Annotated in this window: 11 protein-coding genes, 1 tRNA gene and 1 pseudogene; 7 read left to right on the top strand and 6 right to left on the bottom strand. The window is 50.7% G+C overall.

Annotation, left to right across the window (positions count from 1 at the left end):
- Positions 1–48: 48 nt before the first annotated feature.
- The 6 genes from ubiA to NC856_RS06885 form a co-directional block, all read right to left on the bottom strand.
- Positions 49–921: a 4-hydroxybenzoate octaprenyltransferase gene (gene ubiA / locus NC856_RS06910; RefSeq protein WP_404802312.1), complete on the bottom strand. Its 873-nt coding sequence runs from the start codon at positions 919–921 to the stop codon at positions 49–51.
- Between the two features lie 15 nt (positions 922–936).
- On the bottom strand, positions 937–1,461 hold the full coding sequence (gene ubiC / locus NC856_RS06905; RefSeq protein WP_264089701.1) for a chorismate lyase: 525 nt from the start codon (positions 1,459–1,461) through the stop codon (positions 937–939).
- 236 nt (positions 1,462–1,697) lie between these two features.
- Positions 1,698–3,143 carry a Fic family protein gene (locus tag NC856_RS06900; protein ID WP_264089700.1) on the bottom strand — a complete coding sequence of 482 codons (1,446 nt, stop codon included), beginning with the start codon at positions 3,141–3,143 and terminating at the stop codon, positions 1,698–1,700.
- Between the two features lie 408 nt (positions 3,144–3,551).
- Positions 3,552–5,204 carry a chaperonin GroEL gene (gene groL, locus NC856_RS06895; RefSeq protein ID WP_113869143.1) on the bottom strand — a complete coding sequence of 551 codons (1,653 nt, stop codon included), beginning with the start codon at positions 5,202–5,204 and terminating at the stop codon, positions 3,552–3,554.
- 36 nt (positions 5,205–5,240) lie between these two features.
- Positions 5,241–5,534, bottom strand: coding sequence for a co-chaperone GroES (locus NC856_RS06890; RefSeq protein WP_048636335.1), 294 nt, complete (start codon positions 5,532–5,534; stop codon positions 5,241–5,243).
- Positions 5,535–5,756: 222 nt separating this feature from the next.
- The gene (locus NC856_RS06885; RefSeq protein ID WP_264089699.1) at positions 5,757–6,227 is read right to left on the bottom strand and encodes an FxsA family protein; all 471 of its coding nucleotides are present in this window, start codon (positions 6,225–6,227) and stop codon (positions 5,757–5,759) included.
- A 386-nt stretch (positions 6,228–6,613) separates the two neighbouring features.
- On the opposite strand from NC856_RS06885, the gene aspA reads away from it, so the two are divergent.
- From aspA to NC856_RS06850, 7 genes and pseudogenes are all read left to right on the top strand, one after another.
- Positions 6,614–8,053, top strand: coding sequence for an aspartate ammonia-lyase (gene aspA, locus NC856_RS06880; RefSeq protein ID WP_264089698.1), 1,440 nt, complete (start codon positions 6,614–6,616; stop codon positions 8,051–8,053).
- A gap of 205 nt (positions 8,054–8,258) precedes the next feature.
- Positions 8,259–8,591, top strand: coding sequence for a divalent cation tolerance protein CutA (cutA, locus tag NC856_RS06875; protein ID WP_264089697.1), 333 nt, complete (start codon positions 8,259–8,261; stop codon positions 8,589–8,591).
- Positions 8,567–10,285 carry a protein-disulfide reductase DsbD gene (locus NC856_RS06870; protein WP_264089696.1) on the top strand — a complete coding sequence of 573 codons (1,719 nt, stop codon included), beginning with the start codon at positions 8,567–8,569 and terminating at the stop codon, positions 10,283–10,285. Before cutA ends, NC856_RS06870 begins: the two co-directional genes overlap by 25 nt.
- Before the next feature lie 44 nt (positions 10,286–10,329).
- Complete coding sequence (locus NC856_RS06865) at positions 10,330–10,905, top strand: transcriptional regulator (RefSeq protein WP_264089695.1); 576 nt, start codon at positions 10,330–10,332, stop codon at positions 10,903–10,905.
- 115 nt (positions 10,906–11,020) lie between these two features.
- Positions 11,021–11,096: transfer RNA gene (locus tag NC856_RS06860), tRNA-Phe, on the top strand.
- Positions 11,097–11,256: 160 nt separating this feature from the next.
- A pseudogene (locus tag NC856_RS06855) lies at positions 11,257–12,505 on the top strand (tyrosine-type recombinase/integrase).
- Positions 12,506–12,900: 395 nt separating this feature from the next.
- Positions 12,901–13,139: helix-turn-helix domain-containing protein (locus NC856_RS06850; protein WP_264089694.1), on the top strand; the 239-nt coding region annotated here is incomplete at its 3' end.

Below are 13,139 nucleotides of genomic sequence, written 5' to 3'. Positions count from 1 at the left end.
ACTTTCGCCGCCGTTTTATCAGAACCATTGCGCGCTGCAATCACAATATTACAATCCCAATATCACACCGGCAAACAAGGCCATACCGACATAATTATTGTTTTTAAAAGCTTTGAAGCAGGCGTCGCGCTCCCGCCCGGCAATCAGCCTTTGCTGATAAACAAACAGCCCGGCGGCGACCAACAGCGTGCCATAAAAGATCGGCCCCAGTGATGTCAGATAACCCAGCACGGTCATCAACAACAGCATGCTCAATTGCAGCAGGCCGATTATCAAGGTATCGAAACGGCCAAACAGGATCGCCGTGGATTTAATACCGACCTTGAGATCATCATCCCGGTCAACCATGGCGTACTGCGTGTCATAAGCCACCGTCCAACAGATATACGCCAGAAACATCATCCAGCAGGTTAACGGTAAGGTTTGGCTAACGGCGGCATACGCCATCGGGATCGACCAGCCAAATGCCGCGCCCAAGACTAACTGAGGTAAATGACTGACACGCTTCATAAAAGGGTATACCCAGGCCAACGCCAAACCACCGACCGACAGCCAAATCGTCATCCTGTTCAGTGTCAGCACCAGACCAAACGCCAGCAGAACCAAAATCACAAAGAGCGCTTTAGCGGACTGTTCGCTGACCTCGCCGCTGGGCAAGGGACGTGCGGCGGTGCGTTTCACATGACCGTCGAAATGGCGATCAGCATAATCATTGATAACGCAGCCTGCCGCCCGCATGAGAAAAACACCGGCGACGAACACGAACAACACCCACGGATCGGGTATGCCCCGGCCCGCCATCCATAACGCCCATAACGTTGGCCATAGCAGCAACAGGGAACCGATCGGCTTATCAATGCGCATCAAACGACAATACGCCAGCCATTTTCCCGCCGTTATACTTCTTTCCAACGGAGTCATCTCCTCAATTACCGGCTAGCCTTCATAACTATCCGTAAAATAAAGCGGTGCTTCTGGCAGAAACAGTTCAGTCAGTAGAAACGGGCTGCCAGAAAGACACAAACGGGAACGCCGCGCCCACAAACCCGCGCAGCATCCAGTATGAATATAATCACGCGTCAGCGCATCTTGTTGAAACAGATAATGACCCAGCGGCGTATTACCGATTTTCGTCAAGGCGTCGCCTGCGTCATCCAGAGTTTGCTGTGGGATCAAAGTACGACCGAACAACCAGGGACGCCCGTCGCCATGCAGTACCACCTCGCGCAACCAGTAATGCTCGCTGGCAGGCAAATGTGCAAGCTCATCATTCAATAACTCTCTCGGCAAAATAAAGCGCTCATTACAGATCGTTACCACCAGTCGCTCGCAACAGTCATCGAGACGACGCGTCATTGAACCGGTTTCCATCAGCCAGCCTTCAATGCTGGCGGGCACGGTTGTTGGCGGATCGGTAAACCATTCGATAGCACGCAGGGAAATGGGTACATCATCAGACATTAACCCTACTCCACTCAGGATTGACGCATAAACCAAGAAAACGTCCCATATTGTAGCGCAGAATAGCGCCCTGATAACATGTTCTGAACGCACGGTTAACGATAAGTATGCTTCTTATACAACATCGGTTTCAGGATGATATCTCTATACAAGAGTGCGCGGGAGAAGAAGCAGGCGCTGACTATGTTACGCAGCGACCTGATGGTCATATGTTGATTGATAATGGATTGAGTAGACTAAAGTTGGTTAAAAAGCCGCTGTCCTTTCTTGATTTCATCCACCAGTTCCTGATTGGAAAAACCGTCAAAGCGGTTAGGATCGGTGATAACAGTAGGGCTGAGGGCGTTTTCGAGCAAAAGTTGGTTGACCAGCAAAAATCCAAGCGTCCTTGCATTACCATCCGTAAAACAGTGCGCCTGCTCCAGGTTACAACAGAGACGTGCGATTGACGAAAGTTTATCGTCATCATTTTTCGCCGCTGCAATCTCCTGCCGATAATGGTTAAATTGCGATTTAGTATAAGGAGCGGGCTGTAACGAAGGCGGTATTTCTTCGAATGGGCGGCTGCATAGCCCAACGGTCGCTGTCTCATATGATGCTCCTTCCATGCTCTCCCCCCTGTTTTCTTTATAATTCCAAAAGCTGAACGGCAGTTCATTGGCTGACGAAAAATAACGGTCAAGCAGTTCATTAAATCCTTGTTGCGAACAATTTTTCCCCTGATTCAGGCTAAAAAATACTGACTCCGTTCGGTATCCTTTATCCATAAACTTTAATACATTCTCACTTCCATCATCCGTTACGCCCGGCGTATGCGCGGGTCTGGTGGTACTCGTATAGGAAGCGACGTGGGCCAATAGCGCTTTCACTTCGGCGGGGTCGCCCGTCCTGGCCAAATTCACCGCTCGCTTAAGCCTGCTGAAATCGATAACGCCATCAATAGCCTTATCATGCAGTTGCTTGATCATGACATTACCGGACATATCGCCATCGGCCCGTAGATCGTTATGCAAGACCTGCGCTAATCCTCTGTACATGCCAGCGATGTAACCCGGTTCATTTTCAAAACGTAAGCCATTGTGTCTGCCATCGTCATGAGCGGAACTGTCGATCAGCATTCGCCATACATTATCAATATTCACCGAACTGAATGTCGGATGCTTAGCCATTACTGATGCAAGTTCTTGCCTGGCGGACTCGGTTTCTCGTATCGAATACAGCGCTAACATCATACGAATTTTATTCTCTGGCTTTGCCTTGGCACCGAAATCGCCGGTTTCTATGGCCTTGCGCATCTGTTCCGCCGCCGTAAATTTATCCACGCCTGTCTTATCTGCCAGCATTGATACATCGGCATCCACGGATGCCATGAATTGACCGAATGCCGGGCCACGGGGAGGAATAGGTAATGATGGGGCAGGTCTGAAGCAACTCAGTGCTGACAAGAATCGACCTCCCAGCGGAAGTTGTTCTAATCGACTCAGTGACGTTGTTTTGGTTAGTGCCTGCTTTAAGCTGATTTTTTCCACATGCGGCAAGCCGGACGACGAAACACGCTCGCTGGCAGGGGCCGCAGCGCCAGATACTTTCGGAGAGCGAGAATGAGAAATCTGAGCGTCCTGAATGCCGGACGGCTCGATATAAGCTGACGGTGGCTGTCCTGCCCCGAAGATAGGTCGCATAAACCGTGTCCTCAACACTCCTGACTCAACAGCGATTCTTGAACGACATCATTATCCTTGCATACTACTTTACGTTCGAAGCAACCATCGTTCGCACCACTATTCCCTATATCTGTATAGGTGGTGAGAGAGAGGGGAAAGTTCCGATAACGAGGCGTTGCCGCGGAATTAGGATCATTCAGCAAGAAGGGAATAAAAGCGACAGGAGAATTCGCCGATGTTGATCGATAGCAGACACTGGCGGCAATCCACAAAATTAAACCCGATATTCCTGCCAGACAAATGGACTGGAATATCGGGTTTTATCACATATCAGCTATTTTCGCGGGAGAGGCGTAAGCACTCGAAACATCAGTGTTAACAATGGGCGCTCCCGCGCAGGTAGCGCCCTGCATAACGCTTATCGCGTTACATCATACCGCCCATGCCACCCATGCCGCCCATACCACCAGCGGCGCCTAAATCTGCTTTATCTTCTTTCGGCAGATCGGTAACCATACATTCGGTGGTAATCATCAGGCCGGCGATAGACGCGGCGTACTGCAAAGCGGAACGCGTTACTTTGGTCGGATCCAGGATACCGAAGTCCAGCATGTTGCCGTATTCTTCCGTTGCCGCGTTGTAGCCATAGTTGCCTTCCCCCGCTTTCACGGTGTTAGCGATAACCGAGGCTTCTTCACCGGCATTAACCACGATCTGACGCAACGGCGATTCCATTGCGCGTAGCGCAACTTTGATGCCGACGTTCTGATCTTCATTATCGCCTTTCAGACCAGACGCTGAAATAGAGGTCGCGGCACGAATCAGTGCAACGCCGCCACCGGCAACCACGCCTTCTTCCACGGCTGCGCGCGTCGCGTGCAACGCATCTTCAACGCGTGCTTTCTTCTCTTTCATTTCAACTTCAGTTGCGGCGCCAACTTTGATAACGGCGACGCCGCCGGCCAGTTTAGCCACACGCTCTTGCAGTTTTTCTTTATCGTAGTCTGACGTTGCATCTTCAATCTGCTGACGGATCTGAGTAACGCGGCCCTGGATTGCGCCTTCATCGCCCACGCCATCAATGATGGTGGTGGTGTCTTTGTTGATGACGACACGTTTCGCCTGACCCAGATCTTCCAGGGTGGCTTTTTCCAGTTCCAGACCGATCTCTTCAGAGATCACCGTACCGGCCGTCAGGGTAGCGATATCTTGCAGCATGGCTTTACGACGGTCGCCGAAGCCCGGCGCTTTAACCGCAGCCACTTTCACGATGCCGCGCATGGTGTTAACCACCAGCGTTGCCAGTGCTTCGCCTTCAACGTCTTCCGCAATGATCAGCAGCGGTTTACCGGCTTTGGCAACAGCTTCCAGGACCGGCAGCATTTCGCGAATATTGGAGATCTTTTTGTCAGCCAGCAGGATGAACGGGCTTTCCAGTTCAACAGAACCCGTTTCCGGTTTGTTGATAAAGTAAGGGGACAGGTAGCCGCGATCGAACTGCATACCTTCCACAACGTCCAACTCGTCTTGCAGGCCAGTGCCTTCTTCAACGGTGATGACGCCTTCTTTGCCCACTTTTTCCATCGCTTCTGCAATCAGTTTACCGACAGTTTCGTCAGAGTTTGCAGAGATGGTGCCAACCTGCGCGATTGCTTTGAAATCAGAGCAAGGTACAGATTGTTTTTTCAATTCTTCAACCGCGGCGATAACGGCTTTATCAATACCGCGTTTTAAATCCATCGGGTTCATGCCCGCAGCAACGGCTTTCAGGCCTTCAGTGATGATGGACTGAGCCAGTACGGTTGCGGTGGTGGTGCCGTCGCCCGCGGCGTCGTTCGCTTTAGAGGCAACTTCTTTCACCATTTGCGCGCCCATGTTCTCGAACTTGTCTTCCAGTTCGATTTCACGCGCGACGGAAACACCGTCTTTAGTAATAGTGGGTGCACCGAAGGATTTATCCAGTACTACGTTGCGGCCTTTCGGACCCAGGGTAACCTTCACTGCATCAGCCAGTACATTCACGCCACGCAGCATTTTTACGCGAGCGTCACTACCGAATTTTACGTCTTTAGCTGCCATTGGTGTATTTCCCTTAAATTCGTTCAGTTCAGATGATTACGCTTCAACAATTGCCAGAATGTCGCTTTCGGACATGATCAACACTTCTTCGTTATCGATCTTCTCGGCTTTCACGCCATAGCCATCATTGAAAATAACGATATCGCCGACTTTCACATCCAGCGGCTTCACTTCGCCGTTTTCCAGGATGCGCCCATGGCCGATGGCCAGAACTTCACCACGGGTAGATTTACCTGCGGCGGAGCCGGTCAGAACGATACCGCCAGCAGATTTGGATTCTACTTCTTTGCGCTTGACGATCACGCGGTCATGCAATGGACGAATTTTCATTGATAGCTCTCCTTTGAGAAAGTCCATATCAGTTTTTAGGATGAACACCGGATATGCAGTCATATCCGACCTTGTGGTGTTCTAAATGGGGACGTTTCCAACGCCTTCAAGTGAGGAAATATAATTTTTTTGCATCAAGCGTCTTTTTTTTATACACAAAAAAATAAAAAACAAGGATTATCAGTAAGATAACCCTTGCTCGTCACGCAACCCAACTCGCCGTCAACGATCATCGTTTTCATCACGATGCTCAATATTTCTGCGCCCGTCATCTTTACGTTGATACTCGCCTTCAAAGGTATTGCCGCCGGAAGGCGGCGCGCCGGGGCCGGAACGCCAGATGTGCAAATGAGGCATCAGTTTTAACGTCAGACGTTTTTGTACCGGCGGCAAGAGCAGCAGCAATCCGAGAAAATCGGTAAAAAACCCCGGAATCAACAGCAGAAATCCCGCCAGCACCAGTGAAACGCTTTTCACCATTTCCGCAGCCGGACTCTCGCCCGCCGCCATTTTCTGCTGCATCTGGACAATGGTTTTCATGCCCTGGTTACGTACCAGCGACACGCCGACACAAGAAGTGAAGACCACCAGCAACAGGGTTATCGCCACGCCAAGCACCTCTGCCACTTGAATGAACAGCGATATCTCTATGTAGGCAAAAAGAAAGATTAATAACAATGGTAACCAGCGCACCCGATTCTCCTGTTGATTGAAAATGCTTACTGTTAAAAACAAACGCAGTTGTTGTAAACAAATTATGTTATTGAAAACTAATATGACCAGGTATCACTATACTGCACATTATAATTCACTGAGATGGTAGCGCAGTCGGCTATTTTCAAGCTGTGATAACGCCATTTGTTATCTTAAACCGTTACTCGTGACGACTATCACAGTTTATTTATCTGAGCATGGTTGAAAGATCAGATAGTGATCCAGGCTACTATTTCCCTTGATTTTACAGCATATCATCATGATAACACATGCAGTAATAGTTAAATGTTCTGATATTGTTATCTATGGTAATACAATTATTTCACATAAATTTTATGTCAGCAGCGTAATAAGAGAAGGCTCTCATGTCAGATAACATTCGTATTGAAGAAGACCTGTTAGGCACTAAGGAAGTTCCCGCAGATGCTTATTATGGCGTCCACACGCTCAGGGCTATTGAAAACTTTTATATCAGCAACAGCAAGATAAGCGATATCCCTGAATTCGTGCGCGGCATGGTCATGGTCAAAAAAGCCGCGGCCCTGGCGAATAAGGAACTGCAAACCATTCCCCGCAAAATTGCCGATGTCATTATCCAGGCCTGTGATGAAGTGCTGAACAATGGCAAATGCATGGATCAATTCCCGATCGATGCTTATCAGGGCGGTGCCGGTACTTCTTTAAATATGAACACCAACGAGGTGTTAGCCAATATCGGTCTGGAACTGATGGGCCATCAAAAAGGCGAGTACCAGTACCTGAATCCGAATGACCATCTGAATAAATGTCAGTCCACCAACGACGCCTACCCAACGGGATTCCGCATCGCGGTCTATGCCTCCATCCTGAAGTTGATCGATGCGCTGACGCAACTTGGCGACGGATTTGAGCGTAAAGCCAAAGAATTTGAAATGATCCTGAAAATGGGTCGTACCCAGTTGCAAGATGCGGTACCAATGACGCTGGGCCAGGAGTTCCATGCCTTTAACGTGCTGCTGAAAGAAGAAAACAAAAATCTGCTGCGCACCGCTGAGTTGCTGCTGGAAGTCAATTTGGGGGCAACGGCGATCGGCACCCGGCTGAACACGCCGGAAGGCTACCAGCAACTGGCGGTACAACGGTTAGCGGAAGTCAGCGGTTTACCTTGTGTGCCAGCGGAAGACCTGATTGAAGCGACGTCAGACTGCGGCGCTTACGTGATGGTTCACTCCTCGCTGAAACGTCTGGCGGTGAAGCTATCGAAAATCTGCAATGACCTGCGGTTGCTATCTTCCGGCCCGCGCGCCGGTCTGAATGAAATCAACCTGCCGGAGTTGCAGGCGGGCTCATCAATTATGCCAGCCAAAGTCAATCCGGTGGTGCCGGAAGTGATTAATCAGGTGTGCTTTAAAGTCATCGGTAATGACACCTGCGTCACCATGGCGTCAGAAGCGGGACAACTTCAATTGAACGTCATGGAACCGGTTATCGGCCAGGCCATGTTCGAGTCCACGCATATCCTGACCAATGCCTGCTACAACCTGCTGGAAAAATGCGTTAACGGCATCACGGCCAACAAAGAAGTATGTGAGGCTTATGTCTTTAACTCTATCGGGATCGTCACCTATCTGAACCCGTTTATCGGCCACCATAACGGCGATATCGTCGGCAGAATCTGTGCGGAAACCGGCAAGAGCGTGCGTGAAGTGGTGCTGGAAAGAGGCTTGCTGACGGAAGCGGAACTGGATGACATTTTTTCCATTCAGAATCTGATGCATCCGGCATACAAAGCCAGACGTTATACCGACGAGAATGAGCTTCCTTAAACCTATAATCTGAACGATTCCAGGCACGCCCGTTCCCAACGAATAGCGTGCCTGTATGTTATGCCGCGTTCAGGCGGAAGAAAAAAACGTCCCGCTTATGGATTGACGCAGCGGTTCGATCCGTACCATTCCCCTCATGCCGCAAAGCAAGGTATAGTGTCCCGCTCTACGATCATGATTTTGTTCATCTGACACTGAGGATACGATGTCTGACCGCCTTGTCTGCGATGCCGTCGTTATACTTTGTACCGCGCCTGATGAGTCTTGTGCACAACGGCTCGCCAACCTGTTGCTGGAAGCTCGGCTTGCGGCTTGCGTGACGCTGTTGCCCGGCGCGCAATCACTTTATTACTGGGAGGGCAAACTTGAGCGGCAAACGGAAGTACAAATGCTGATCAAAAGCGATACGTCACATCAGTCGGCATTGCTGACGCATCTGAAACGCCACCATCCTTATGAAACGCCTGAACTGCTGGTACTGCCGGTATCGGGGGGCGACAGCGATTATCTGACATGGCTCAACGCATCTTTACGCTGATTTTCCTGCTATGGACGGCCTTCAGTGCGCCGACTACGCTGGCGTCGCCGTTTGGTCAAACGTTGTTTGGCAACAACCAGAATGCACAGTATTTACCTGTTGATCGGGCTTTCGCGTTTGATTTTCAGCAACGGGATAATCAACTCACCGTACGCTGGGAAATACAACCGGGTTACTATCTGTATCGACAGCAGATTAAGATTGAAGGAAACCGCGCCGTTATCGGTACGTTCGATATCCCGCCCGGTCTCAGCCACCGGGATGAGTTTTTCGGTGAGGTTTTCATCTTTAAACAACAGTTGACGCTGACCATTCCGCTGGTTCAGGCGGATAACACGGCGACCATTCAGGTAACCTATCAGGGCTGTGCCGAGGCCGGGTTCTGCTATCCCCCCGAAACACGAACTATCCCGCTAAGCCAGGTTTTACCGGCATCCGGCGGCGACACGACGCCACATCAGTCACGCCAGGAAACCGCGTTACCGTTCTCTCCCTGGTGGGCGCTACTGATTGGCATCGGCGTGGCGTTTACGCCTTGCGTATTACCGATGTACCCGCTGATATCCGCTCTGGTTCTCGGCAGAAAGCAGCAACTGACGCTGCGCCGAACATGCCTGCTCGCCATGACTTACGTCCAGGGGATGGCGTTAACCTATACATTACTCGGACTGATCGTGGCGGCGGCGGGGTTGCGTTTTCAGGCGGCGCTGCAACACCCGTATGTGTTGATTGGTCTGTCGGTGATGTTCGTTGCGCTGGCGCTTTCCATGTTCGGCCTGTACAGCCTGCAACTGCCTTCTTCCCTGCAAACGCGATTGACAGAATGGAGCAATCGCCAGCAAGGAGGATCGCTGACGGGCGTATTCGCTATGGGCGCACTGGCGGGATTAATCTGCTCACCCTGCACCACCGCGCCGCTCAGCGCCATCCTGCTTTATATTGCCCAAAGCGGTAACCTGCTCGCAGGCGGCGGTTCGCTCTATCTGTACGCGTTAGGCATGGGGTTGCCGCTGATTCTGGCGACCTTGTTCGGCAATCGACTTTTACCGCGCAGCGGGCCGTGGATGCAGTATGTCAAAGAGGCATTTGGATTCATCATTCTCGCCCTGCCAATCTTTTTACTCGAACGAATATTCGGTGAAACCTGGGGGATCAGGCTATGGAGCCTGCTTGGGGTTGCATTCTTTGGTTGGGCGTTTGCCCTGAGCCTGCGCAGCCACACAGGGACAATGCGCGTCGTTCAGCTATTGTTGTTGGCTGGCGCGCTGGTGGCGGCAAGACCTCTGCAAGACTGGGCATTTTCTCCGGTTGATTCACAGCAAAAATCCGCTGCATCCGCGCTAACGTTTACGCCGGTCACCAACCTGGCTGGGTTAAATAACGCGCTGATGAAAAGTCATCAATCGATCATGCTCGATCTTTATGCTGACTGGTGCGTCGCCTGTAAGCAGTTTGAAAAATACACTTTCAGCGACCATCGGGTACAAAGCCAATTGTCGCGCCTGACTTTATTACAGGCGGACGTGACCGCCAACAATGCGGATCAGAATGCCATACTAAAAAAATTGCAGATATTGGGATTGCCGACCATTTTGTTTTTTGACGCACAGGGAAAAGAGATCCCTGGTTCACGGGTAACCGGATTTATGGACGCGGAAAAATTTCAGGCGCATTTGCAGAAATTTGTACCTTAAACGACACTTCTTAGTCTGTTATTCGCTCTTCTGGAGGAGAAACAATGCAACGTGAAGAGGTTTTGGAACATGCACTCACTCTGCTAGAGCAGCACGGTTTCGCCATGACGACATTAGACATGCTGGCGAAAAAACTGGATGTCCCGATAGAGGAATTGCAAGCTTTTTGGCCGGACCGCGAAGCACTGCTTTACGACAGCCTGCGTTACCACAGCCAGCAGGTGGATATCTGGCGACGTCAACTATTGCTGGATGACACCAAAAGCACCGAACAAAAACTGCTTGCTCGCTATCAGGTACTGCATGACGCCGTCGCCAAACAGCGTTACCCCGGCTGCCTGTTTATTGCAGCCTGTAGTTTTTTTCCTGATATTACTCACCCTATTCATCAGATTGCCGAGCAGCAAAAACAGGAATCCTATCGTTACACCCGCGATTTGCTTGAAGTATTGGAAACCGACGATCCAGACATGGTGGCGCAGCAAATGGAACTAATTCTTGAAGGCTGTCTCAGCAACCTGCTGGTCAAACATCAGGCTTCCAGCATCGCAACAGCCCAGCGGTTGGCCGAGGATGTTTTGCGCTTTGCGTTATGCCGCAAGAACGGCGCATTAACCTGACGTCAGGCGCACACTATCCTTTGTCTGAAAAGTCGTCAGTCAGCAGGGTTTTATGCGCTTTCGCTGACAAACCCGTTGACGACGCGCACCCAAATACGGTTTAATGCGCCCCGTTGCCCGGATAGCTCAGTCGGTAGAGCAGAGGATTGAAAATCCTCGTGTCCTTGGTTCGATTCCGAGTCCGGGCACCACCTTTCCTTTTTTATGCCTCCCTATAAATCCCTATGTTATTGCGATTCAGTAAGTTGGCGTGAAAATCTTTTCCGATGCGTTTTGATTTATCCCTTCGTATCGGGGAATTTTTGGGTCAGATTGCGGGTCATTCGGTTCGACAACTGGAGTGAGCCTCATATGTTAACTGACGGCAAAGTCCGATCCGCGAAACCTCTCGCAAAATCTTACAAGCTCACTGACTCGCAAGGCCTGTACCTGACGGTATCCACCCGCGGCGCTAAGTTATGGTATTTCCGCTATCGCTTCGGCGGTAAGGAAAACCGTCTTGCCTTTGGCCCCTATCCTCAGACTACGCTGGCGGAAGCCCGCGAAAAGCGCGATGCGGCGCGGAAGCTGCTGGCGTCTGGACTCAGCCCTTCTCTGCTTCGTAAATCGAACAATCCCGCCGTTGAGGAATCCCGCACCTTTCAGTATATCGCGATGGCGTGGCACACCAGCAGCCTCAAGCTCTGGTCGGACGCCCATGCAGATAAAATCCTCATCTGCCTGAAACGCTACGTTTTCCCCGCCATTGGTGCAATGGATATCGCTCAGGTCGAAACCCACCATCTGGCACAGTTGGTTAAGGCCATTGACGACAAAGGCGTGCATGACGTCGCCGGACGGGTGCGCCAGCATCTGACCAAAATCATGCGCCACGCCGTGCAGCAGGGCGTCATCAAATACAATCCGGCTTACGATTTAGATGGCGTCGTGACCCCTATGGCGACCCAACATCACCCCGCCCTGCCGCTGAAACGCCTGCCTGAACTGCTGGCGAAGATGGAGAACTACAAAGGCCGGATACTGACCCGTCTGGCGATGGAGCTGAATCTGCATGTTTTCCTGCGCTCCAGTGAACTCCGACTTGCCCGCTGGGACGAGTTCAACCTGAAAGCCCATATCTGGACGGTACCCGCCCAGCGCGAGGCAGTAAACGGCGTGCGATTCTCAGAGCGTGGCTCAAAGATGAAGGATGAACATCTGGTGCCGCTGTCACGACAGGCGGTGGCTCTGCTGAAACAAATTCAGGCGATTTCTGGCGAGTCAGTGTTCGTTTTTCCGGGCGCACATACGCTAAACAAGCCGATGAGTGAAAACACCATCAACAAGGCGCTGCGCGTGATTGGCTTTGACACCAAGACAGAAATTTGCGGCCACGGCTTCAGGACCATGGCCTGTAGCGCTCTGAACGAGTCCGGATGCTGGTCAAAGGATGCCATTGAGCGGCAAGCGCAACGGCGTACGAGCTGCCTACGTGCATAAAGCGGAGCATCTGGAAGCCAGAATCAAAATGATGCAGTGGTGGTCGGACTATATGGACGTCAACCGCGAAGGATATGTCGCACCGTATATTTATGCGCGAAGTTACAGAAGAGAAGATTGATTGCGGCTAACGCGCTGCGCTTGTTGGCTCCTGACGGGCTTTCTATGTGATAGAAAACCCGTCAGGAGCGTTATCTTAAAACCATCCGAGTATCTTTTAGCACCTGAGAATTCTGCCAAAGCCTTCTTATGAATCGAAGCAGAGTTACCTAATTTTCTAACAGAAAAAATCATGACATTATAAAAAAATTTTTATATATCACGATTAAAATACTAAGATATATTTCATTGGTTCGTTATTCCAAATGGGATATGTACTGAAGGAACTACGGAACTAGCAAGTTGCAGATGGCTAAATAGCTTCGCCAAATAGTAGATCACTCGAAGGGAACTCAGTCCGAGTTGTGCGATCTGATCAATCGCCAAATCAAAACAAATCACCAACCGGACTGAGCGATGCCGATCATAGCAGCAATCCCTGATGAAGAACGACGACTAATGCGTAAAGAAGCCCAACAAACTCGCGATAAAAACCATTCCAGACGACTCATCGCCATACTGATGCTGCATCGGGGAATGACCGTCACCGACGTCGCCAAACTGCTCTGTGCTGCTCGCTCTTCCGTTGGAAGATGGATAAATTGGTTTACTTTATATGGTGTTGAAGGGCTAAAGAGCCTCAAGCCCGGACGAAC

It is taken from the genome of Brenneria izbisi (genome assembly GCF_025840185.1).
GTDB classification, from domain to species: domain Bacteria; phylum Pseudomonadota; class Gammaproteobacteria; order Enterobacterales; family Enterobacteriaceae; genus Brenneria; species Brenneria izbisi.
Note: the sequence above shows the minus strand (reverse complement) of the source record. Positions and strands in the feature narration are given on the sequence as shown.

What these genes read in the sequence shown, in the direction of transcription:
- cutA (WP_264089697.1), top strand. Translation starts at nt 8,259, where the DNA reads ATGTCTGACCGCCTTGTCTGCGATGCCGTCGTTATACTTTGTACCGCG.
- ubiA (WP_404802312.1), bottom strand. Translation starts at nt 921, where the DNA reads ATGACTCCGTTGGAAAGAAGTATAACGGCGGGAAAATGGCTGGCGTAT.
- NC856_RS06870 (WP_264089696.1), top strand. Translation starts at nt 8,567, where the DNA reads ATGGCTCAACGCATCTTTACGCTGATTTTCCTGCTATGGACGGCCTTC.
- NC856_RS06865 (WP_264089695.1), top strand. Translation starts at nt 10,330, where the DNA reads ATGCAACGTGAAGAGGTTTTGGAACATGCACTCACTCTGCTAGAGCAG.
- ubiC (WP_264089701.1), bottom strand. Translation starts at nt 1,461, where the DNA reads ATGTCTGATGATGTACCCATTTCCCTGCGTGCTATCGAATGGTTTACC.
- aspA (WP_264089698.1), top strand. Translation starts at nt 6,614, where the DNA reads ATGTCAGATAACATTCGTATTGAAGAAGACCTGTTAGGCACTAAGGAA.
- NC856_RS06900 (WP_264089700.1), bottom strand. Translation starts at nt 3,143, where the DNA reads ATGCGACCTATCTTCGGGGCAGGACAGCCACCGTCAGCTTATATCGAG.
- groL (WP_113869143.1), bottom strand. Translation starts at nt 5,204, where the DNA reads ATGGCAGCTAAAGACGTAAAATTCGGTAGTGACGCTCGCGTAAAAATG.
- NC856_RS06890 (WP_048636335.1), bottom strand. Translation starts at nt 5,534, where the DNA reads ATGAAAATTCGTCCATTGCATGACCGCGTGATCGTCAAGCGCAAAGAA.